Source organism: Planktotalea sp. (genome assembly GCF_018607965.1).
GTDB lineage: Bacteria > Pseudomonadota > Alphaproteobacteria > Rhodobacterales > Rhodobacteraceae > Planktotalea.
The window spans coordinates 1-23156 of the sequence record NZ_JABBAM010000114.1 but is presented as its reverse complement, the minus strand read 5'-3'; the positions used below and the strand labels follow the sequence as shown (position 1 = coordinate 23156).

The following is a 23156-nucleotide window of genomic DNA, read 5'->3' as shown; positions in this document are numbered from 1 at the left end:
TGAAAGGATCACAAAATGTCTGGCTTATATATGCGTATCGACGGAATTGACAGCTTCAAAGGTATGGCGAGCGTACCTGATATTGCTGGTAAAAAGGGCTTTTTCCCAATTGGACAATTCAATGTTGGTTACTCGCGTTCGATCTATGTTCAGGTTGGTGCCGCAGGCGATGCAGAGAGTGGAATTCCAGCGTTAAGTGATGTTAGCATTTCTCGTGAACCAGATGCAGCTTCTGCCATTTTGGAGACGCTTTTCTTTGCTCCGGGCGAAAAAGGTAAAACAATCGAAATCGTTGAAACGCGCACCAACAGTTCTGGCGACGGCATTCAGCCACGTCGTGTCGTTTCATTGGAAGAAGCACGTCTTTCCAGCTATTCAACCGATGCTGGCGGCTGCGCAATGAGCATTGCTTACACAACAATTTCCATCACGCATTACTTCCAAGATGAAGCTGGTAAAGTTGAAAAAGGCGATGTTGTTAAGTTTGACCTGAAAACGGGCAAGCTGGTTTCTGGCAATCAAGACGCTAAGAAGTAAAAAATTCAGGAGGATTTAATATGGCACTTAATGCGCAACAAAAACGCGTCAGTAAGAACCGCGTCAGCATCACGTACGATGTTGAAGATGGTGGTTCTGTTCAAAAGAAAGAGCTGGCTTTTGTCACTGGAATGATCGGTGGTTATTCCGGTGATCGCACCGACAAAGAGCCGCTCGAAGAGCGTACGTTCTACAATGTGGATAAAGACAACTTTAACGACGTTATGACGCGCGTTGGTCCACAACTCACGTTTACTGTCGAGAATAAAGTTCAGGACGACGGATCCGAGTTTGAAGTCGATCTCGATTTCAAATCTATGAAAGATTTCGAACCTGATGCGATTGTCGACAAGGTTGAGCCACTGCGCAAGCTGGCTGAAACACGTGAAAAGCTTATGACATTGGTCGCCAAAGCAGATCGTTCGCGTGACTTGGAAAAGGTTCTGAAGGAAATCCTTCAGGACGGTGATTTGGTCAAAGCACTCGGCGACGAGCTTGGCACTGGTAACGAAGAATAGGGAGGCCTGATATGTCAGAAAATGAAGCAGCTGGAGGCGGCGCTGCCGCCGCGGAAGAAGTTGAAGTAAGCCTGCTGGATCGTGCGCTACAAGCCACGGTTCAGACTCCAGAAGATACTACCAAAGAACTATTGTCTGTTCTGACATCGCAAGCGATGGAAGGATCTTTGGTTTGGGATCAAAATGTGGGTGTTACAATCCGCAAAGCTGTCGCTGAGATCGACAAACTGATGTCAAAGCAGATGTCGGCGATCATGCAGAATGACAAGTTTCAAGCGCTTGAAGGGTCTTGGCGCGGCGTGCAAAAAGTTGTGCGCGAAACTGAAGTTGGCACTGCTCAGAAGATCAAGCTGGTCGATTACAACAAAGAAGAGTTGCTAGAGCAGTTCGAAGATGCGCCTGCGGTCGATCGCAGCCCGCTCTTTGAAGCGCTTTATCAAGACGAGTTTGGTACAGCCGGTGGTGAGCCTTACGGCGCGCTCATTGGTGACTATTATTTCGGCGCGGGCGACGAAGATGTTGCTTTGCTGACTTATATTGCTGAAACGGCGGCTGCGTGTCACGCACCATTCGTGGCGGCGGCTGGCTCTGACATGTTCGAGTACAAGAGCTTTGAATCATTTGCTGAAGGCCGCCCTGTTGCCGCTGGTTTTGATTCACCGTCTTATGCAGCTTGGAACGGGTTCCGCGATAGCGACGAAAGCCGCTATGTCACGTTAACCTTGCCAGCCACACTTGCGCGTCTTCCTTATGGTGCGTCAGGTGGAAAAGCGAAAACCTTTGATTTCCACGAACTCGCGACAGATGCGGACGGCAATCAGCGCCCGCAAGACAATAGCGAATTGGTGTGGTCAAACGCTTGCTATGAAATGGCGCTTAAGATGAACCAAGCCTTCACGGCATTTGGTTGGTGTACTGCTATTCGTGGTCTGGATAATGGTGGCAAAGTCGATCAGCTTCCTAATCTGACCTACAAGAGCGATGCAGGTGATGTGAAGCAAGCCTGTCCTACAGAAGTCAATCTGACGGACGAGCGTGAAAAAGAGCTGTCTGATCTCGGATTTTTGCCATTGGTTCACTATAAAAACACTGCGCACGCGGTGTTTATCGGTAGCCAAACTGCGCAGCGTCCGAAAACCTTTGTCGACAATGATGCGACGTCAAACGCTGCGATTTCTGCACGTTTGCCCTACATCATGGCGGCGAGCCGGATCGCTCATTATCTTAAGGTGATGGGTCGTGATATGCTTGGTTCCAACTTGGAAGCAAATGATATCAAGGCAGATCTTCAGTCTTGGATTAACCAATACACCAATGCTGGTGCGATGGGTAACTCTGAGCGTTCCAAGACACCACTTGCAGAGAGCACAATTGATGTGATCGAGCAGCCGGGTAAGCCTGGCGCTTATTCTGCGGTGGCTTATTTGCGACCTTGGTTGCAGCTTGAAGAACTGTCCACATCAGTTCGCATGGTTGCAAAGATTCCAGGCTAGAGTGATCCATTGATCATTGACGCTTCAAATCAAGATCCATTCCCCCTTGGCGACTTTGCCGTGGGGGGGATGGATACAGATGACAATCGTTTGAACCGGTTAAAGACCCGTTTTCAAACGATCTCTCAGCTTACATCGGTATTGCGACGAACCGTTCTTGAAATCGATGCTGTGCTGAATGCTCAGTTAACAGAAATTATTGAAGCCCGTCCTTTTCAGGAATTGGAAAGCCGTTGGAGTGGTTTGGCCAGTGTTGTCTGGGCCGCCAACATGGCTCCTATGTTGAAGATTAAAATGCTTGATCTGAGCTGGGAAGATCTGTCGCGCGATTTGCACTATAACAATGAAATCCGTCGTTCGATCCTGTATCGCCTTTTGGGTCAGAACGAGCTGGATACCTTGGGCGGCGAGCCTTTTGGGATCGCGATGATTGATCACGGCTTGTCTACAAGTTTGGACACTGAATTTGACGATCTCTACACGGCCCAATTGATCTGTAGCATGGGCGAAGCCTGCATGTGCCCGATCATCATGAGCTTTTCGGATGATTTCTTCGGTGAGACCGATGCCGCGTGGTTCACGGATCTTGAACGTGTCAGCAAAGTTTTGAATGGTGGGGACTACCGAGATTGGCAAGCTTTGCGCGAACTCGATAACGCGCGTTTCTTGGGTATAGTTTTGTCTAAGACCCAATTGCGTGGTCGGTATCAAGATCGCGAAATGGGCTTTCTCTATCATCAATGGCCCAGCCAAAGTGATGGTCTGTGGGCGACTGGGTGTTACGATTTTCTGCGCACTGTCATTGCCGAATACAACAGATGTGCTTGGTTCGGCTTTTTGAAGCTCGTAACCAATCAACCCGGTTTGGGCGCAGTTCTTAGTCCAAGCTTGCACCCATTGCCAGACGGCTGTGCGCGAAGTGAACGTGCGAACATTCGTATGACGCGAAACCTAGCACATGCTTATTCCGAAAACGGCCTGATCGCGATTGCCGAAAGCACCAAGAACAATCTGCTCTATTTTGTTGGCAACCGCACGGTGACCAATTGCAACGGTTCCAGTCAAAAGGAAATTGTGACGCAATTACAGTCTGTAATGGTTGCTTGCCGGATCGTTCACTATGTCAAAGTCAGAATTAGATCTTTGATTGGCCAAGTGAAAACAGCGGCAGAATGCGAACTGACTTTGAACAACTGGTTTGACGCCTATGTTTCACCGTCAAGTTCTTCGACCGAATTACAGGCCAAGTATCCACTAAGAGGCGCGCGCGTTAGCGTGTCGGATTCCAGTTCAGATGCTGCACGGTTCCAGTGCGAAGTGATTGTTCGGCCCCAATATCAGATCGACAATGTTCTTGGGGATATCACGCTGAAAACTGACTTCGGCCCGACAAATCTAGCGGAGCCAGCATAACATGGGCTTTGCAACTGCATTTTTAGGCGCCCGCGCGCAAGAAACCCCCGAAGCCAAAATCGCAACGAACGTGCAAACGCTTTTGCAATCAATTTCACCTGAATTCGAAGTGGAACGGGCCTTGCATAACGTGCATGCGTCAAATCTTTGTTACGGTGTGCCAATGACTTGGGCGCTCGGTGACGGCGAAAGCAGTGGGCAGATGCGAGGCATGTTGCGTGAAAGGCTGAACCGCTTTGAACCGCGCTTGTCGGTACTTTCTGAGATCGAACTTCACGAAGACACAGACCTCAACACGGTGACGTTTTTCATTGCGGGTGGCATGAAGAATAACTCCGGCACCGAAGCCGTCGAGATAGAAACCACGCTTTCGCGCATGGATCAATATGTGGAGGAGGCGTCCTAGATCATGGAACAAATTCTTCAGTATTACGAAACCGAATTAGACTATATGCGACGTTCTTTTCAAGAATTTGAAAAGAGCCATCCGCAAAAAGCAAAAGCGTTAGGAATTTCTGCCGGACGCAGCACCGATCCTGATGTTCAACGTTTGGGCGATTCACTTGCGCTACATGCGGCGCGACTGACGAAGCGTATGGATGATACGTTGCCTGAAACTGCGCTTGATTTGATCCGTGTTCTAGCGCCAACGTTCTTGCTTGGCGCGCCAAGCTATGCGGCCGTTAAACTGGATGAAACCACGGAAGCTTTGGCAGAGACGATCCAGCTCGCATCGGGGTGCGAGATGCCAGTTGCATCAGAAAATGGGTTGGAAAAGTGCCGCTTTACTGTGGCGCGCGATGTGAAACTTGTCCCCGTCAAGGTGACATCCGCCAGTTTTGAACGCGCACCTTTTCGGTTTGATCCACCTGCGGAATTTCGGGGCAGTGAAGCTGCGATTTGCCTTACTTTGCAGACCATGGATGCAAGTCAAACGCTGGCAGATCTTTCGATTGATGCGCTTGAGCTTTATGTCAGCGCGGAAGGTGCGCGAAAACAACGCATTATCGATGTTCTAAGCGGCGATGTTGTTGGCATTGGTTACGGGATTGTGCGCAAGGGCGGCGCATCCAGCAAAGAGACATTTCCATTAGACGCTGCACAGTTCAATCTAAGCATGTTGGCGGAAACCAAGACGTTTCTTCCTCGTGAGAAGACCCAAATGGCGGCCTTGTCTCGGCTGCGTGATTTTCTGGCCTATCCTGACAAAGCCGCGTTTTTTAGATTGTCTGACACGGACCGCAGCTTTTCTAGCCACGAATGCAGTGCTATTGAAATTCGGTTTTTCCTGTCTAATCAGGGGGCTAAACAGCTTAGCGAAATTTCGACGGGTGACTTTTCAACAAATGTTGTACCAACGGTTAACATCTATTCTGATTATTCAAGACCTGCGCGCTATGACTACGCGCGCCTTCAGATGCCGATCAAACCTGAAACCAGCGACGCGATGGAAGTGGACTGCCTGCAAATCAAGAACGTTCGCAAGCTGACCCCAGATGGTGAAAAAGAATTAACCGGTATCACCTCGTCGCAAAGACGTGCGATAAGCAATCTGCCGGTTTGGCAAGAACGCTATCAAACTGGCGAATTTGATGCCGCACGGCGCGAGATCAGCTTTTCAACGCTTGCGGATCATGGGAGCGACCCGGCGCCATTGGATTTTGTCGCAGAGATGTTTTGCTCAAACGGACGGGCTGCGTTTGCGACGCGTCCGGGGACAGAGGTCTTATTTTCTGACGAAGCGCTCGCAGAATGTCCGTTCAGACTGATCGACGAACCCACAGCGCCAATCCCGCCTGACGTTAAGGTGGAGCGGCTTTGGGATGTTTTGTCGATGATCAACGGCAACTATTCCACGGTCTTCAATTCGTCCGAACCTGCCGAAGCCTTAAGGGAGGCGTTGCATCTGTCTTCGCCCTCAGGATTTGCAGATGCCGCAGGCGCCATTTGGGACGTTAAAGTGAGCCAATCCATCGCACCCATTCGCGTTGGGAAGAAGATGCTTTTGTCTGCTGGTAGTCAGATTGAAGTTGTCCTTGATGCAGATGCGTTGCCATTCGCCAAGAATGTTTTCGCAACCGCGCTGCATTTCTTCTTTGCCGCAATGGTCAGCTATGATCGCTTCTTTTTGCTAGAGGTCCGCGAGCGCGGCATTGAAAAGCCGTTCAGAGTCTTTCCCAGACAGCATGGGGGGCAATTATGCGGTTAGCGGATAAATCCTCACGTCGTTTGGTTGATGTCGAAGTCCTGCAAGCGGATAGATTGCAAGATCGAAGTTATAAATCAGCGTTGGCGCGCGGCGCGTTTGATCCATTTCCTGACGGAACCCACACCGCAGGGCCTGATCACAACAGTGGCGCATTAGCGAAAAACAGTGGCATTACCGAATTTGGCTTGTCCGGCGGCGCACTTTCGGGATTTGACGGCGCTTTGCCCGAGCATATTCAAGAAGCGCTTCAACGCGGCCTGCATGAGAACGATGAAAGTCTGAAAGACTTTCTGGCAATATTTGATCGCCGCCTGATGCAATTGGATATCCGCGCGCGAAAAGCGTCCGTTTTAGTGGCAACACAGGACGATGGTGCCAAAGAAGATGCAAATGTCATTGATCGACTGATGCGCATGGTCACGAAAGTCAAAGACGATCAGCGATATCTAAAGCTGTTGTTTCCTTTGCTGTCCCGAATCCGCAGTTTGGATGGCTTGCGAGACGTGGTTAGTTGGCTCACTGACAGGGACGTCAAAGTGTCAGTGAATTTTGACACGGTTCATTCGATTGATGCCTCAAGCCGTACGACATTATCAGCCAAACCAAGCGGTAATGCTGGTTTGGGACATGGCACATTACTCGGACGATTTGGCCGCGCACCTTTGGGGCGGATCGCGATTTCCATCGCTTGCACTGACAGACAAGACCTAGATCGGCTTGCATCCAGCTCGGATTGGTCAAACGAGCTCAAGCAAGTCATCACGCATTTCTTGCGCGATCCAGTACCTGTTACGATTTACGCCGATGTTATGCGGCACATGCTAAACGCACCGCGATTATCTGCCAAAAAGCAAATCGGCGATCGCCTTGGTGCCTATAATCTTCTTAACCCTGAGCGTGCGCCTAACCAACGCGCATCAATTAAACTTACCGAAATTTCAATTTAAGGAACACGCAATGGCTAGCCTAACAAAACTTGTTGCAAGACTATCTCCGACTCTAAAAGTCTCTTTGGAGAATGGGGTTGGCGAAGCCATCAAACGCAAAGCTGCGGCTGTCGAGACCGGACATTGGCTTTATCATATCCTATTTGGCAAAGACGCAGAGCTTCAGGCGTTCCTAGAAGCGCAGGGCGTCAATATGAGCACGCTGCAAGCAGAGTTAGAGCGTGCAATGCCAATCGGATCTGGCGACGGTGGGCGTCAGCCAACGATTTCTGGCTCGGTTACGAAATTGATTGAACAAGCTTGGCTTCATGCGTCAGTTGAAATGAATTTGGGCCAGATTACCCCAGAAGTGTTCTTCTTGGCGACACAACTGCCCAATTCCCTTGGTGTGCGTGCTGAACCACTAGAAGCATTGAAGCCGATGTCGACAGATGCGTTGCAAGCGTTTTGCACGGATCGCGGCAAAGCCGTCGCAGCGTCTGGTCCTGGTGGCGGTAGCGGCGCACCAGCGGGTATTACCGGAGATGGTACGGCATTAGAGAAATACACAATCAACCTCACGGAACGTGCGCGAAATGGTGAATTAGATACGGTGCTAGGGCGCACCACAGAAGTCGCGAAAGCAATCGACGTGCTTTTGCGCAAACGCCAGAACAACCCAATTTTGCTGGGTGCTCCGGGTGTCGGTAAAACAGCTGTTGTCGAAGGACTGGCGCAAAAGATTGCGTCTGGTGAAGTGCCAGAGCAATTGCAGGGTGCAGATTTGGTCAGTCTGGACATGGGACTGCTGCAAGCAGGCGCCAGCGTAAAAGGCGAATTTGAAGAGCGCCTGAAGAATGTGATCAACGAAGTTCAGGCGTCCGAGACTCCTATTATCGTGTTCATCGACGAAGCGCATACGATGATCGGGGCAGGCGGCACAGAAGGGCAGAACGATGCGGCCAACTTGCTGAAACCTGCTTTGGCGCGCGGTGAGTTTCGCACAGTTGGTGCGACGACCTTCGCAGAATATAAGAAATACTTTGAAAAAGACCCGGCCTTGTCGCGTCGTTTCCAACCTATCACCATTGAAGAACCCAGCCGTGACGCCGCGATCAACATTCTGCGCGCGGTTGCTGAAGGTCTTAGCAAACACCACGACGTCTTTGTGCGCGAAGAAGCGATCAAAGCTGCGGTGGATCTATCGGTTCGCTTCATGCCTTCGCGCCGTTTGCCTGACAAAGCGATTAGCTTGATGGACACGGCCTGTGCTCGGGTTGCTTTGTCACAACACGCGCGCCCAGCTCAGATCGAAGGGCTTGAGGAAGAGTTGCGCTTTATCGAAGCGGAGCTTGCCAAGTCTATGTCTGACGCACGCGTCTTTGGTGAACCGGAATTTGATCCAACAGAGTTGAATTCAAGCATCGAGGATCTTCGCACAACGGTTGCAGACCGCATTTCACTTTGGGAAGATCAAAAGGAAAAAGTTGCGCATCGTTTAGAAGTTGCGCGCGCGTCGATGGAAGACGAAAACGCGACGACGCCAATGTCGGAAGCCTCTGTGGAAGACGAGGACGTGATTGTGCATCCTTGGGTGACCCAAGCCACAGTTGCTGAAATCGTGTCGGATTGGACTGGCGTCCCCGTTTCTAATCTTGGTGCGAGTGAAGCGGAACGTTTGCTCGCACTCGAAGATACGCTCAAAGAGCGCGTGATTGGTCAGGATGCGGCGATCAACGCGATTGCACGGTCTTTGAAGATTTCGCGGGCAGGGCTGACGGATACACGCAAACCGATTGGCGTGTTCATGATGTGTGGTCCGTCGGGCGTTGGTAAAACCGAAACAGCACTTGCGATTGCCGATCAGTTTTTTGGCGGTGAAGACGCTGTTACGACGATCAACATGACCGAATTCAAAGAGGCACACAAAGTCTCGATGTTGCTGGGTGCGGCGGCTGGATACGTCGGCTACGGCAAAGGCGGTGTTTTAACAGAGGCCGTGCGACGTCGGCCATATTGCGTGCTTTTGCTGGATGAAATGGAAAAGGCGCACCGTGAAATTCACGACATCTTCTTCCAGATTTTCGACAAAGGTCACATCAGCGATAGCGAAGGCAATGAGGTCGATTTCCGCAACACGATTATCATCATGACATCGAATGCGGGTGGCGAAGAGATTCGCGACTATATAGATAGTGTGGATCACGATCCTGACTCTGACGAGTTAAACGCGCATTTGCGACCGTTGCTGCTTGATTTCTTTAGCCCTGCTTTCATTGGCCGCACCGAGCTGATCGCGTATCGTCCGCTAACGCCTGAAGTGGGTGGCATGTTGACGGAAATTCACTTGAACCGCATCAAAAAGCGTATTCATGCGCAATATGGTGCAGCGTTTGCGTGGGAACAGAGCTTTGTGGATTACGTTGTAAACTCCAATTCCGACCCGCTTTCGGGTGGTCGCGCGTTGGAAGCGATTATTAACAAAAACTTCCTACCCAAATTGGCCGAGTATTGTATCAGCAAGGTCATTGAGGGTACACAACTGGAAACCATCACAGTCGCTCATGATGGAGAAGAAGTCGTACTCACTATGGAGTAATGCCATGCGCCTTAACCGTTTATGTTCCAATGTAGTCGCCGCGATATTCGCGGCGGTGCTCTCTTTCTTGCCAAGCGCATCAATCGCGCAGGGTGCGCAACCATTGCGTCTCGCGACCCAAGATTTGCCACCCTATCAAATGATCAAAGGCGATCAGATGGTCGGCATTGCTGTGGAACGTGTGAAATGCGTGCTCGACGGAATGAATATCCCATACGAGTTTCACATGACGTCATGGTCGGACGCGCAATTGGGGACGGAAACGGGCAAGTTTGATGGCTTCTTTGTGGGCTCTTCAAACTCTTCGCGCGCACGCTATTCTGTGCCAACTGAGCCGGTCGTGTCAGAAAGCCTTGCGTGGTATTTGCCGTTTAATTCGGACATAAATCCAGACAATGCAGTTGACGCGCTGCGTGCAAGGTATAGTGCAAAATTCGCAACATCCAAATGGCGTTACCTGCACCGAAACGGCTATAATGTTGTGATGCGACCTCGCGATGCAGATTCTCTGTTGAATATGTTGTTAGTGGGTGACGTGGATGTTGCTTTAGAGTATGAGCTTATTTTTTCACATTTCATGGTGGAACGCGGTTTGAGCGAGAAACAGTTTCAGAAAATTCCCTTCCGCCGCCAGAAAATGGGTGTGCATTTTGCGCAGCGATTTGTTGATGCGAACCCGCTATTCTTGGGCAGCTTTAATGCGCGTCTCACTCAATGTGTGTTGTCTATTCAATGACTTTAAGCGTTCAACTCATTCAGATTCCGTCGGCCGAAACCGTGCCCAAACGTGAGTTCTACATTAATAGCTCAACAATCAAGATCGGTCGGGATTACTCGGCAGACATTTGTTTGCCGGACATTTCCGAAAAGATGTCACGGGTGCATCTTATGGTGTTCCGCCTAGACAACGGCGGTTACACGGTCACGGACACAAGCACGAATGGCGCCAAACTTAATAATGAACCTTTGGCGAAAAAAGAAGCGCAATCGCTAGATGACGGCGATGTCCTAAGTTTTGCGGGATACCGTTTGTTGCTGGGGATCGTTGAAAATGTGGTTGTGGACGATTCAATTGAATTAGTTTTAGAGCGCACGTTTGATCGTCAAACTGACATTTCAAGCAGTGAGCCGATTTTGGCAGACCAAGAGATAGAAGAACTTCCCGTTGAACCTGATAATGGGTTTTCACAAAGCGAAGTCGATTTGGATTCTGATCTGTTGTTTGACCCATTCGCGGAAGGGCCGACAATTTTGGAAAGCGATGAAAGTCAAGTCGCAATGAACAATCGCGCAGATATGGATATGGATGTAGAATTTGGCGACGAGCCTCAGGTCACCAAGATGGCGCAACACATGGGGGCGAATAGCCTGCAAGATATCTACGCACGCGCTGGTATGCGCCGCGAAAATGTCATCGAAGCGATGGAGCGCGCACTAGAGAAATTTCTGAACGAGTTAGATCCGAGCGAGCTGCAAGCAGATTACGATGAATATATCCCAATGCTTGCTAGTCGTAAAAAGCGTTATTGGACAATTCACCGCCGCCAATTTGGCAAAAAACGCGCCAATGGCGAATTCCGCCGCACATTCATGTCGCTCTTTGCGGAAGAGATGCGCAAGCTATGACGCGTCGCTTTGTTCAAATTGCCACACTTTTGTGCATTTCGCTCGTAGTGTTAGGTGCCTGTGTCAACAATGACAAAAAGGCTCCGAAAAACAAAACAATTGGTATCGAGGCGGGTCCGAACGCGAACCAATATAACGATTCAGCTAATCCGATTGTGATACGTCTGTACCAACTCAGTTCGCGCACCGAATTTGAAGCAGCTGAGTTTTGGGGCATTTTTAACAATGATGCGCCTGATCTTGCAGGGGCAATTCTAGACAAACGCTCGCTTTCACCGCTTTACCCGGGTGAGAAACGCTTGGTCGCCTTTGATTTGCAACCAGATGTATTTTATTTCGCCGCTTTTGCGGAATTTTCTGATTTTGAAAACCAGCAATTCAAAGCCGTGGTCCCAATGAGTTTCAAGCGACTTGATAACGGTGTCACTATCTCAGTGACGTCTTCTGGCGTATCCATACAGTTCCGCAAGATTGAAGATGAAAAAGAGGATTCGGAAAAGAAACCTGGCCTATTGGCTAAGCTGTTTCAAGGTCTCCTGGGGGGTGGCAAATGACGAACGGATCAGTAGTTTGGAGCGAGGGCATGTTCATTGCTCCTCAGCATTTCCAGCATCTGGATGTGACACTTCAGAACTACGTTAATGAAGTGGCACAGTTAGATCTGCGCTACGGCGACTATGGCGTCAGTCTTTTAGACATCAATCTTGATATGCTTAAAATCGGTAAGATTGCAATTCGCGATGCTGCGGGTGTTTTCCCTGATCGTTTGTTCTTTCGTTTGTCCAAAGAGTTGGTCGCTGATATTCCAGATGGTGTTGTCGAAGAAACAGTTCATCTTGCGATACCACTTGCGATCATGGGCAATGTTCAATTTGGCGAACAGGGCGAAAAGGTACGCATGATAAAATTGCGCACAGAACTGCGTGATCTCAACGATCCGTCCAATGAAGCGATCGACACTGAACTTGCGCATGCGGGTGTTTGCCTGCGTTTAGGTAGCGAAGATTTCTCTGGTTTTGCCTCGATCCCAATTGCGCGTATTCTGGAAAAGACGGCGGAAGGCAGTATTGTCCTCGATCGTTCATTCGTGCCACATGTTTTGCGTATACAAGCCGCCAAAGTGCTGACAGAGCGTCTGGAAGAAACCATCGCACTGGCGCGTGCGCGCGCTTCTAACGCGGCAGGTCGCGTTGCTGCGGACACTGGGACGCGAAGTGAGTCCAGCTTGATGACGGAACGGCAAGAGTTGCAGACGCTTAATCGCTGGCTTTTGAAATTACAGAACGAAGTCGTTGCAGGTGCTATTGGGCCGCGTCGATTGTTTCAAGACTTGGCGAGCATGTCCGTAGAACTTGATGCGATCTTGGGGCAGGCGACTGATCCAGACTTGATCTACAATTCCGACAAAATGCCCGCCGCCTTCGAGACTATTTTCGCAAGCTTGCGTAGAAAACTCACACTGGTGAAATCCGCAAGCGTCATGGCTTTGTCGTGGAATACAGAATTGTTCGAAACGCGACGTGTGCTGCGCTTGATCATCCCAGCACCGGTCCTCAGCGAAGGACGCCGTCCGATCCTTGCGCTAAGTGGTCCAGACAATGCGAAAGCTTTGTCTGAACTCGGGCCGTTAGCATGCAAACTTGCAGGATTGTCGGCGATGCCCGAACTTGTCGCACGCGGACTTCCGGGGATCGAACTTCAAGCAATGAGCGTTGCGCCGCCAGAATTACGCAGTCGAGCTGATGCTGCGTTCTTTGCAGTCAATACAAGTAGCGAATTTTGGCAACGGTTCTTAGAAAAGCGCGAAGCTCTTGCACTTCACATCGATGATCGTATCCGAACAGTGGATGCGATTTTATATATGTTAGATTAGGTATGGTCGAGCAACCACTAGTAACGGCCACGATTACGATCACGCCTGAAGGTGTGGCCGATGTCAAAGGTGTGCCCTTGGCACCTGTTTCTGCCAGTGATTTACAGACGTTTGATCGCACGCTCGCGCATTATGCGGGTTCCAAAAACACATTGATCAATGCGTCGGCGGAATTACTGGCCGTCTGCGGAACGATCTCTCGGATGCAAGCTGGCGAACAACTGAATGCGACCCGTTTAGAAATGTCGCGCGCGATCATTGATCTGAAATACAAAATTGTGCGCATGGATTACCCGCCATCAGTTGCTGAGAACCTGTGCCTGTTGTTTGCGATCGCACTGGATGAACTTATTCTGGTTAGCCCTTGGGGTCCGGAAAGTGGTTGGGAGAACCGTACGCTTGCTGCAGATCTGTTCGGTTTTCGCGATGGTGGTGATCGGTTTTACAGCATTGCAGATCGCGCTTTGATGCAGCCCCGTGCGCTGCGTGAATTTATCGAAATCATCTACATTTTGCTCAAGCTCGGGTTTCGTGGGAAATACAGTCGCAGCAATGAACACGAACGCGATCGCCTTATTGATCGTTTGGAATCCGCGTTAAATCTGTTTGCTCAAAAGACAACCGTAGAACCAATTGGGCGTGACGTAAACGATAGCACGCCGCCGTCGCATATCATTCCTACACGCTATAAATTGATCGTGGCAGGTCTGGCGATTGTGGCTATCACACTGGTCTCGCTGGGTTTGCACCGTCAGTGGCAAAATTCACTGCGCGCGGATTTTCTGGAAAAGCGCGAGATTGCTGAAGGAGCTAGCGACAATAGCTTCGTATTTTCAAGCGAAACCGGCACAGTCACAGTGGTGTCGGGCAAATGAGCAAGACAAAAATCATCAAGATCGCATTGTTGATCTTTCTTATTGTTGTGCTGTTTCAGCTTGGCTGGATCATTGTGACGTGGCTGATGGGAACACCGTTTGGCTCGGGGCGCTATATTTGGCTTGGCGTCCTTATTGCAGTGTCGTTGATCGTCTTGATCGTTACATTGATCTATCGAACCCGCATTTGGGTTGTTGATCCCGTTATGGTCAAACTGCGCGAGCTACGGCAGGCTGCGAAGAAACAGTTTCGCCAAGCTGCGTCACGCGCACGCGCGATTGATAAGCGAAACGACTATGTGCCGTGGAACTTGTTCCTCGCAATGCGCAAGGAAAGCCGATCAACCTTAATGGCTGAATTGGGCTATGTCTCTTTTGGTGATCCTGTCAGCTATAAGGGGTTGGTGTTTAGCACTTGGACCTCGCCAACCGCTGTTGCGTACCGCGTTGAGATAGATGCTGGCGAAGAGCTGTCTTTCGATCTGCTAGACGTTATTTTGAAGTTGCTGTTCAAAAACAGACCCAGCATGGCGATCAATGCCGCATATGTCGAATATGAACTCGCCGATCTTATGCAATCTGCAGCTACGGAAGTTGGCAACATAACAACGACCAACCGGATCCTTAATGTCGTATCGGATCAATTTGGAATTGACGTTCCTGTTCATGTCACGCTGACCGGTCTGGAACACTTGCCTGATCTTGCACGCGCGGCGATGCTTACTGGACAGATGGGCGAAGAAGCTATCTTTGGTGGGTTCCTTACGCGCGATAGAGCCAATTTGGGAGAGCGGATTGATCATCTGTTTGATAATATGGTCAATGCTTTGAACGCGGATCAGTTGACGGCCTTGCAAAAGCAAATCTCGCCTGAATTCTGTGCGGCTTTGCTAAACGCGCCGTTCCAGCTATCGCTTGTTCAGGCCCAGTTAAAATCGCGCATGTCTACTTTGGTGCAGGCAAGGCCACCGCGCCAAGATCCGCTAAATCTGCATAGCATCGCATTTGTAGGTGGGCGCGTTGAAATGGAGGCCGTCGATCCGTTAAGTCAAGTGGCCGGATCACGGTTTTTCAGCTCTGTTCCGCTTGCGAGTTCGCTTGGCGAAGCGACCGATAGCGTCACAATCGAAAATGCAGGGCTTTTGGCGTCCGCCTATCATCGCGAAGGTTTTGCGATAAAGCCAAACAGGAGCCAAAGCGCGCAAAGAAGCTTAAACGCGACAGCTTGGTCTCTTGTGCTTTTGGGGATCGTTGCTTTGTTTGGATACCTAGTTTGGGACAATTACAGATCATATACGGCAATCAACGATAGGTTAGAGAACTCTTTTGATCGCTACTTTGAAGAAGTTTCAAAGCTGACGACAGACTCCGATTTTCTGGTGCAGCGTGTCTTAAGTTTGCAGCCTATCCGTGAGGAACTTGAAAGCTACGACGTTTTGGACGAAATACCGCGCAGAGCATATCTTCCCAATTGGTCAATGGAGCGCATGTATTCTGATCTCTATGAAAACGAACTCACAAACGGTTTACAAGCGTCTTTGATTAGCTTCATAGAGAAAGAAACATTCGCCTATAACAGTCTTCAAGACGGCGTCGAGTTGATAAGGCTCGCAGTGTTAGAGACGCAGATGCATTCTGATCAAAGTAAGCATGAAGATGAGTTGACCGCTTACTTTGCGGATGGATTAAGTGATGAAGGGCAGGTGTCTGGGGTCTTTCAGGCACAATTGAAAGAAACTTTAGAAGACCTGTTTGCGCTTAACGAGCCGCCTGAGACACGCAATCAATCGCTTCGAACGGTGGTAAATAAGACCCTTTCGGCCTTGGATTCAGACGAATTGCTGTACCGCTCACTTATGCGGCGTAGCACTAACGCTGAACGGGTAGATCTACGGCAAGTGATCGGGCCGCGGTTTGCTGAAGTCTTTGTACCAATTGATGATGCGCAGTCCTATTTGGTGCCGCGCGCCTATACGCGGGCGGGCTTTGATCAATTCTTTGAAGACGGCAAGATTGCACATCTGTCTTCGATGATTAACAATTTTTCTGACGTCATCGGCACGCTCGACAGCGGCAAAGAAAATGCAATCACTCGCGGTGTCAGTCAACGCTACAACGCAGACTATATCGCCAGCTGGAGTGCTTTTCTTTCGTCGCTCAAGCTGCGAGAGGCCGCAGACTGGAGCGATGCGCAGATCTTGATGAAAGCGCTGACCAACCCGTCTGAGAACCCTGTAAATCGTCTAACGTCAGCGCTTACGCAAAACACTGACATCAAAATTTTTCTACCGGTCCCAGGATCGCCCGCAGCCGCAAAAGGTGGTGATGCGCCGAAACCCGCAGCAGCGGCGGCCGCACCATTATTAGCACCCGCGTCTTCTAGTTTGGAAGCGGCAGCTGCCTTTAATATTCGCTCTGCGTTTCGACCATATTTGGTGGCGCTTCGGGCAGAAGGCGACCAACTTAGCCAGTTTGATTTATTTTTGTCCTACGCACGTGATGTGAACCGTTGGTTGGAAGAAGCAGCAAAAGCCCCTAATGGCGCGGGTTCATTCTTGTTCGAGCAATTTCAAGATACTGAAAGCACTAACCCTCTGGCGATCTTGAATTCTTTAGTGATCCGTTCGGAAATAGACATCATTCGTGATTTTGGACGCAGTATCACCAATACGCTTGATGACAGCGCGATGGAATTTGTTTTTGATTACATCGACGGCCAGTGGCAGGATCAAATCTTACAGCCGCACGGAGCGACCTTGTCACAGACGTTCCCATTCGATCAGTTTTCAAACAGCGATATGCCGCTTGATGAATTCGCGGATCTGTTTAGTCCCGAGGGCAAGCTAAAAACGTTTGAAGCTACTTATCTTTCACGGTTCAAAACCCAAAGTGGGGTCTACATGCCGCGCAATACGTTCTTGCTGACTGGTCGCACAGATGTGTCCGAACAGACAAAGACAGTGTTCAACCGGTTTGATCAGATCTCCGAAGTTATGTTTGTTGATGGTAAACCACATTTGGATTTCGAACTGCGCGCCGGATTTATTGCAGCTGAGCTTAGCAATCTTTCACTGACCTCTGGCATCACGCTTTTGCAATTCAGCCATGGGCCTGTGCTCTGGACAAAGCAAAAATGGCCCGTTGCGGGTATCAAAGATAGCGATTTGACACTCCGTATTTTCCAACGTTCACGCGCACTGATCAATGAAACTTACAAAGGGCCTTGGTCTTGGTTCCGTTTGGTCGAAGATGGCACAGCCTCGCTAAACCCATCGTTGGGTGTAGCGGAAACTAGGTTTTCCAGCGAATCCGGCGGCGTTACATTGCAACTTGAAGCAACTGTGCGGTTCAATCCATTTGGACCGGGGTTCTTTTCCGAAGTTGCTTTGCCACAGTCGCTCTTTAATCGTGCTTTCCCAGATGATCCTGCTCGCGATGCGTTTGAACCTTTGGAAATCTTACGACTGTGGCTTGCACGTGATCCAATTGCAGAAGTTAAATTAATTGAAGAGCGCGGGCGCAGCCTAGATATCGACACTCGGTTTGAAATCCAGAGACGGTTGCAAATCGAAGGTTATTACACAGCTCAAATCGACGGCATCGTTGGGGTGCGTACGCGCGATGCATTAGCCGCATGGCGGCGTGACATAGAGAAAGAATAGCTTTGGCTTACGAAATTGTCCTGCGATGTTGCATCCATGCTTAGGTGTTTGACTGAGGTGCCCCTAGATTTGTAGACGCTTTGCTTGGTAATTTTGGAACCAAGGTGAGACGGATATGAACAAGGGAATACGTTTTACGGGCGAGTTTAAACGGGACGCTTTGGCGCAGGTTGTTGAGCGTGGATATGCTGTCAGCGAAGTAGCTGAGCGCCTAGGGATCAGCACTAAGTCATTGTACACGTGGAAGGCGCAGTTTTCGAAGGCACCACGTGTCAAATTAGAGGTTGCGGATAAGGCTAGATCAGACGGCTGAAGCGCGAGTTGGCCCGCGTGACCGAGGAGCGGACCATCCTAAAAAAGGCGACCGCGTACTTCGCGCGAGAGTCTCAGTGAGGTACGCGTTTATCGAGGTTCACCGCACAGAGTTTTCAGTGCGGTCCATGTGTCGCGTGCTGATGGTTCATTCAGCGGTTTCTATGCATGGCTTAAAGAACCGTTAAGCCAGGATGCGCGCCAGACGGAGCTGATCCAACAGGCGTGGACTGACAGCGGCAAGGTCTATGGCTATCGCAAATTAACGGATGACTTGCGCGATGCTGGCGAGACCTGTTCGGAGAACCGTGTGGCACGTCTGGCCAGCCTTGCGGGTATTGCCGTGCAGATCGGATACAAGCATCGCCCTGGTCGTTGCGGCGGCAAGCCTGCTGTGGTCGCGGACAACACATTGAACCGACAGTTCCAAGTAAGTGCGCCGAATACGGTTTGGATGACTGACATTACCTACATCAGAACCCATGAAGGTTGGTCGTATTTAGCTGTCGTCATTGATTTGTTCTCTAGACGGGTCGTTTGATGGTCAATGCAATCCCGAATGACCACAGATCTCGCTTTGCAAGCTTTGCTTGCTGCGGTTTGGCGGCGAAAGCCAAAGAACAAGGTCATGATTCATTCCGAACAGGGTTCCCAATTTACCGGTGGGGTGTGGCAATCGTTCCTCGGCAAACACAGTTTGATCGCAGCATGAGCCGGCGTGGTAATTGTCATGACAACGCTGTCGCAGAGAGCTTCTTTCAACTCCTGAAACGGGAGCGCATCAGACGGCGGACTTACCTCACACGCGACGCTGCAAGGCGGGAAGTGTTCGAATATATCGAGATGTTCTACAACCCGACACGCAAGCACACGAATAACGGCATGCTGTCACCAGTTGACTATGAAATGAAACAGGAGAAAATGAACGAAGCAAGCGTCTAGGAAACTAGGGGCACCTAATCTTCCGCTTGCCGTCGATGCGCACAACGACTTCTGCTTTGTATGCAGTCGTTCCGTTCGCACGTTTACGTTCTTCGATAGATGCCATAGTTAATATCCTTCTATATGTGGTTCTGGGTTTCTGGATGTCCCCCATGTCATAGATTTAGTCCCCCACGTGGGGGATGCAATTGCCAAATGTGCGAGAAAGTGCTTGAAATGTCTGATAACAGACAACATTTAGGAAATAGTATTTCCCAGCAAAAAAAGGGTTTTACTACTGTTTCAACGGCTGCGCGTCTGAGCGTGGCACCCATGATGGACTGGACGGATCGTCATTGCCGTTATTTCCATCGTCTACTGTCACAGCGTGCGTTGCTTTACACGGAAATGGTGACATCCCCAGCACTCGTGCGGGGCGGGGCGTTGCATTTGTTGGAGTATTCGCCCGAAGAACACCCCGTCGCCTTGCAGCTGGGCGGGTCTGATCCTGCGGAATTGGCTGAGGCGGCGCGCTTAGGGGCCGAGGCTGGCTATGACGAGATCAATTTGAATGTCGGATGTCCGTCGGATCGTGTTCAGAACGGGGCGTTCGGCGCGATTTTGATGCGTGATCCCAAGCTGGTCGCCGCGTGCTGCGCTGCGATGAGAGCGGCCACTGACGTTGAAATTACAGTGAAATGCCGCATTGGTGTAGACGATCAGGAGCCAAGCGACGTGTTGCCCGAATTCATCGCGCGCGTTGCGGGGGCAGGGGTTGCACGGTTTAGCATTCACGCGCGCAAAGCGTGGTTGCAGGGTCTAAGCCCAAAGGAAAATCGCGATATTCCGCCGCTTGATTACGATTTGGTTCAGCAGATGAAGGGGCTGTTTCCCGCGCTGCACCTTAGCCTGAATGGCGGTGTTGCGACATTGGACGTGGCTGAGGCTGCGCTAGAGCGTGGCATGGACGGTGTCATGATCGGGCGTGCGGCCTATCATCAATCCGCGGACATATTGCTAGAGGCGGATCATCGTATTTTTGGGGACGCGCCACACGGGCAGTCGCGCGAAGATATCGTTCTGAAAATGTTGCCCTATATTGATGAACACATGGCCAAAGGTGGCAAGTTGGGGCAGGTAACGCGCCACATGCTTGGGATATTCGCGGGCAAACCCGGAGCGCGGCACTGGAAACGGCATTTGTCAGAGAACGCCCATAAATCAGACGCGGGATCGCATACGGTTGTGACTGCGATTGAGCTGATGCAGGCCGCGCGCCCTGCGTTTGAGTAATTGTGCCTTGCGAGAACGCAGGCTTTCTGGCTTTTAGTGGGACAACTTTCAGAAAGGCCTGAATATGACGGATCCGATGTTGCTGGTTCAAATGCTTGTCCTGTTGTTGGTGACAGGGGCGGTTGCGGGCGTTCTTGCGGGGTTGCTTGGTGTGGGCGGTGGTATCGTTCTGGTGCCAGCCTTTTTCTACGTCTTCGGTGCGCTTGGATTTGAGGGTCCGCAATTGATGCAAATGTGTCTTGCGACGTCGCTCGCAACTATCATTGTGACCTCTGTGCGCTCGGTTCATAGCCACAATAAAAAGGGTGCGGTGGACTGGGATGTGTTGCGTACATGGGCACCGGGTATTGTGATTGGGGCCGCGTGGGGCATGGTGACAGCGGCAAGCTTGCGATCTGGCACCTTACAATTGATTTTCGGTGTTTTGGCCCTGATTGTCGGACTTTACATGGCCTTTGGGCGTAGTTCATGGCGATTGGCCGATGCGATGCCGACAGGCACGAAACGCATAACAGCGTCGCTCTTGCTAGGTTTTATGTCGGTTCTTATGGGCATCGGCGGCGGTAGTTTCGGTGTGCCGTTCATGTCGCTTCACGGCGTCGCGATTCATCGCGCCGTGGCGACGGCGGCTGGCTTTGGTGTGCTGATCGCGGTGCCTGCGGTCATCGGCTTTTTGTTCGTGCCAATCGACCCCGCGATGCGTCCGCCCTACACATTAGGTGCGGTCAATTTGGTTGCTTTTGTGGTCGTGATTGCGATGACATTGCTGAGTGCTCCATGGGGTGTAAGGCTGGCCCATGCGATGGATGCAGGGCCGTTGAAGAAAGCGTTTGGCGTGTTTCTAACGCTGGTCGCACTGAACATGCTGCGCAAGGCAATGGGCTGGTGACATCGTATGAACGAGACGGGTTTTGCGTCTTTGATGCAGATCCGCGGGTTTTGAAATGGGCAAAGGCTGCTAAAAATTACGCTCGCGCGGTTGTTAACGATGAACACTTGCGCGAGCGTTGGCTAAGACATCAGAATACGTGGTTTGTCGGCATCGATGTTTTGCCAAACGAATGGGATGGATCTATTGCAGGCGTACCTTTTGCTGGACCATGGCATAGCTTGGTGACGCCGCCAGAGCGTTGGCACAAGGCCCAAGTGTCTGTTGTGTATAAAGGCTATCCCAAACAAGATATCAGCGAAAGTGATGCAAATCATAAGTTCCGTATCAAACGCTGCGCGGCCCATGTAGATGGCATTTTATTAGAGGACGGGCGTCGCTACCTGCGTGAACCCCATAGCTTTGTACTTGGCATGCCACTTGGGTGCTCGAGGGCGTCGCCTTTGGTGGTTTGGCCGGGAAGTCACATTGCAATGGGCAATGCTTTGCGCGCGGCGATCAGTGATAAAGATCCAAACATGGTTGATCTGACGGACGCCTATAAGACAGCGCGCGCGCAGGTGTTTGAACAGATTGAACCAATTGAGGTACACGCGTACATAGGGCAATCGATGCTTTTGCATCGCCACCTTTTGCACGGTGTCGCCCCTTGGAAAAAAACGGATACCGTCCCACCAGAAGGGCGTATGATCGCGTATTTCAGACCTAAATCTAATGAATCTAACGCTTGGCTCATCAACCAGTAGAGTTCCTCTCTCCAAAAATATCCCCGCCGGAGGCAAAAATCTCTTTGTAAAAACTGTGCTACGTCGCAGGTGCCGCGAAATGTTTGGAGAGCTTCAAGCCTTGTCCCTGATAGTTGGATGCAATCCCTGAGCCATAAAGCTGCTTCGGGATTTCGGACATATGTTCGTAAACCAAACGGCCTACGACTTGGCCGTGTTCCAAAACGAACGGTGCTTCGTGGCAGCGCACTTCTAGGACACCGCGTGACCCTGTGCCACCTGCGGCAGAGTGGCCAAAGCCAGGATCAAAGAAGCCTGCGTAGTGAACGCGAAACTCACCGACCATCGCCAAATACGGTGCCATTTCAGCAGCATAGGCAGGGGGGATGTGCACGGCTTCGCGGCTAACGAGGATGTAGAAGGCACCGGGATCAAGAATGATTTGACCGTCTTTGCAGCGTACGTCTTCCCAGTATTCTGCAGAATCGTAGTGACCAATTTTGTCTAGGTCGATGACGCCCGTATGGGGTTTGGCGCGGTAGCCAACCAGATCGCTACCGTCGAGTTTTAGATCAACCGAAAAGCCCAATCCGTCGTCAATTAGTGCTTCGCCACTCACCAACACATCACTCGCATGCAGCGCGTGCATTTCGGCATCATCCAGCACAGCCTGACCTTCGCGGAAACGGATTTGGTTCAACCGCATCCCAGGACGTACGAGGACGGAAAACGAACGTGGGCAGATTTCAGCGTAAAGCGGGCCTGTGTAGCCCGGCGCGATCCGGTCGAATTCAGCACCGCCATCGGTTATCGTGCGCGTCAGTAGATCAAGACGACCTGTTGAGCTTTTGGCATTCGCGACGGCCTGTAGTCCTTCGGGCAGCGCAAGGCTTTCCATCAAAGGCACGACATAAACGCAGCCTTTTTCTAGAACAGCCCCGTCCGTCAGGTCGATCCGGTGCATTTCGAATTTTTTAAGGCGATCCTCAACGCGACGCCCATGTCCTGCAAGGAAGGACGCGCGCACGCGGTAGGCGATGTTTCCAAGACGTAGATCAAGACTGGCAGGTTGGACTTGTGCATCCGTCACCGCAGGTGATCCGACGATCTGCCCTGAGACGATCATCTGCTCTAGTCGCTGGCTTGGTAAAACACCTGTCATCATTGCGTCTCCGGTGGGCCATGCGGGATCAGGGCAGGGCATAAACTGACCGAAACGGCAGGCGAAATATAAATGGTCGGGCTAGCAGGACTCGAACCTGCGACCTTCCGTCCCCCAGACGGA

General features: G+C 50.8%; 18 protein-coding genes and 1 pseudogene. 18 read left to right on the top strand and 1 reads right to left on the bottom strand.

Annotated elements, in window-relative coordinates:
• Window positions 1-15 precede the first annotated feature (15 nt).
• The 18 genes and pseudogenes from QZ279_RS10690 (at window position 16) to QZ279_RS10605 (ending at window position 21892) form a co-directional block, all read left to right on the top strand.
• Complete coding sequence (locus QZ279_RS10690) at window positions 16-537, top strand: type VI secretion system tube protein Hcp (protein ID WP_293450672.1); 522 nt, start codon at window positions 16-18, stop codon at window positions 535-537.
• A 20-nt stretch (window positions 538-557) separates the two neighbouring features.
• Complete coding sequence (tssB, locus tag QZ279_RS10685) at window positions 558-1055, top strand: type VI secretion system contractile sheath small subunit (RefSeq protein ID WP_293450670.1); 498 nt, start codon at window positions 558-560, stop codon at window positions 1053-1055.
• 11 nt (window positions 1056-1066) lie between these two features.
• Window positions 1067-2548 carry a type VI secretion system contractile sheath large subunit gene (tssC, locus tag QZ279_RS10680; RefSeq protein WP_293450668.1) on the top strand — a complete coding sequence of 494 codons (1482 nt, stop codon included), beginning with the start codon at window positions 1067-1069 and terminating at the stop codon, window positions 2546-2548.
• Window positions 2549-2617: 69 nt separating this feature from the next.
• Window positions 2618-3961 carry a type VI secretion system contractile sheath large subunit gene (locus QZ279_RS10675; RefSeq protein WP_293450666.1) on the top strand — a complete coding sequence of 448 codons (1344 nt, stop codon included), beginning with the start codon at window positions 2618-2620 and terminating at the stop codon, window positions 3959-3961.
• Between the two features lies 1 nt (window position 3962).
• Window positions 3963-4367 (top strand): hypothetical protein, encoded by a 405-nt coding sequence (locus QZ279_RS10670; protein WP_293450664.1) that lies wholly within the window; start codon window positions 3963-3965, stop codon window positions 4365-4367.
• Window positions 4368-4370: 3 nt separating this feature from the next.
• On the top strand, window positions 4371-6170 hold the full coding sequence (tssF, locus tag QZ279_RS10665) for a type VI secretion system baseplate subunit TssF (RefSeq protein ID WP_293450662.1): 1800 nt from the start codon (window positions 4371-4373) through the stop codon (window positions 6168-6170).
• A complete protein-coding gene (locus tag QZ279_RS10660; RefSeq protein ID WP_293450660.1) occupies window positions 6161-7117 on the top strand; it encodes a type VI secretion system baseplate subunit TssG in 957 nt (318 codons plus the stop codon). Before tssF ends, QZ279_RS10660 begins: the two co-directional genes overlap by 10 nt.
• Before the next feature lie 10 nt (window positions 7118-7127).
• Window positions 7128-9695 carry a type VI secretion system ATPase TssH gene (tssH, locus tag QZ279_RS10655; protein ID WP_293450658.1) on the top strand — a complete coding sequence of 856 codons (2568 nt, stop codon included), beginning with the start codon at window positions 7128-7130 and terminating at the stop codon, window positions 9693-9695.
• A 4-nt stretch (window positions 9696-9699) separates the two neighbouring features.
• On the top strand, window positions 9700-10431 hold the full coding sequence (locus QZ279_RS10650; RefSeq protein WP_293450656.1) for a transporter substrate-binding domain-containing protein: 732 nt from the start codon (window positions 9700-9702) through the stop codon (window positions 10429-10431).
• Window positions 10428-11321: an FHA domain-containing protein gene (locus QZ279_RS10645; protein ID WP_293450654.1), complete on the top strand. Its 894-nt coding sequence runs from the start codon at window positions 10428-10430 to the stop codon at window positions 11319-11321. The genes QZ279_RS10650 and QZ279_RS10645 overlap by 4 nt, the downstream gene beginning before the upstream one ends.
• Window positions 11222-11875, top strand: a complete 654-nt coding sequence (tssJ, locus tag QZ279_RS10640; RefSeq protein ID WP_293450652.1) for a type VI secretion system lipoprotein TssJ — start codon at window positions 11222-11224, stop codon at window positions 11873-11875. Before QZ279_RS10645 ends, tssJ begins: the two co-directional genes overlap by 100 nt.
• On the top strand, window positions 11872-13194 hold the full coding sequence (gene tssK / locus QZ279_RS10635) for a type VI secretion system baseplate subunit TssK (protein ID WP_293450650.1): 1323 nt from the start codon (window positions 11872-11874) through the stop codon (window positions 13192-13194). The genes tssJ and tssK overlap by 4 nt, the downstream gene beginning before the upstream one ends.
• Before the next feature lie 2 nt (window positions 13195-13196).
• On the top strand, window positions 13197-14069 hold the full coding sequence (gene icmH, locus QZ279_RS10630) for a type IVB secretion system protein IcmH/DotU (RefSeq protein WP_293450648.1): 873 nt from the start codon (window positions 13197-13199) through the stop codon (window positions 14067-14069).
• A complete protein-coding gene (locus QZ279_RS10625; RefSeq protein WP_293450646.1) occupies window positions 14066-17731 on the top strand; it encodes an ImcF-related family protein in 3666 nt (1221 codons plus the stop codon). Before icmH ends, QZ279_RS10625 begins: the two co-directional genes overlap by 4 nt.
• Before the next feature lie 115 nt (window positions 17732-17846).
• Window positions 17847-18985 (top strand): annotated as a pseudogene (locus QZ279_RS10620) (IS3 family transposase).
• Between the two features lie 216 nt (window positions 18986-19201).
• Window positions 19202-20257, top strand: coding sequence for a tRNA dihydrouridine(20/20a) synthase DusA (dusA, locus tag QZ279_RS10615; protein ID WP_293450644.1), 1056 nt, complete (start codon window positions 19202-19204; stop codon window positions 20255-20257).
• 64 nt (window positions 20258-20321) lie between these two features.
• The gene (locus QZ279_RS10610; protein ID WP_293450642.1) at window positions 20322-21146 is read left to right on the top strand and encodes a sulfite exporter TauE/SafE family protein; all 825 of its coding nucleotides are present in this window, start codon (window positions 20322-20324) and stop codon (window positions 21144-21146) included.
• Window positions 21143-21892, top strand: coding sequence for a hypothetical protein (locus QZ279_RS10605; protein ID WP_293450640.1), 750 nt, complete (start codon window positions 21143-21145; stop codon window positions 21890-21892). The genes QZ279_RS10610 and QZ279_RS10605 overlap by 4 nt, the downstream gene beginning before the upstream one ends.
• A 58-nt stretch (window positions 21893-21950) precedes the next feature.
• On the opposite strand, the gene QZ279_RS10600 is transcribed toward QZ279_RS10605, so the two are convergent.
• A complete protein-coding gene (locus QZ279_RS10600; protein WP_293450690.1) occupies window positions 21951-23033 on the bottom strand; it encodes a 2'-deoxycytidine 5'-triphosphate deaminase in 1083 nt (360 codons plus the stop codon).
• Window positions 23034-23156: the final 123 nt, after the last annotated feature.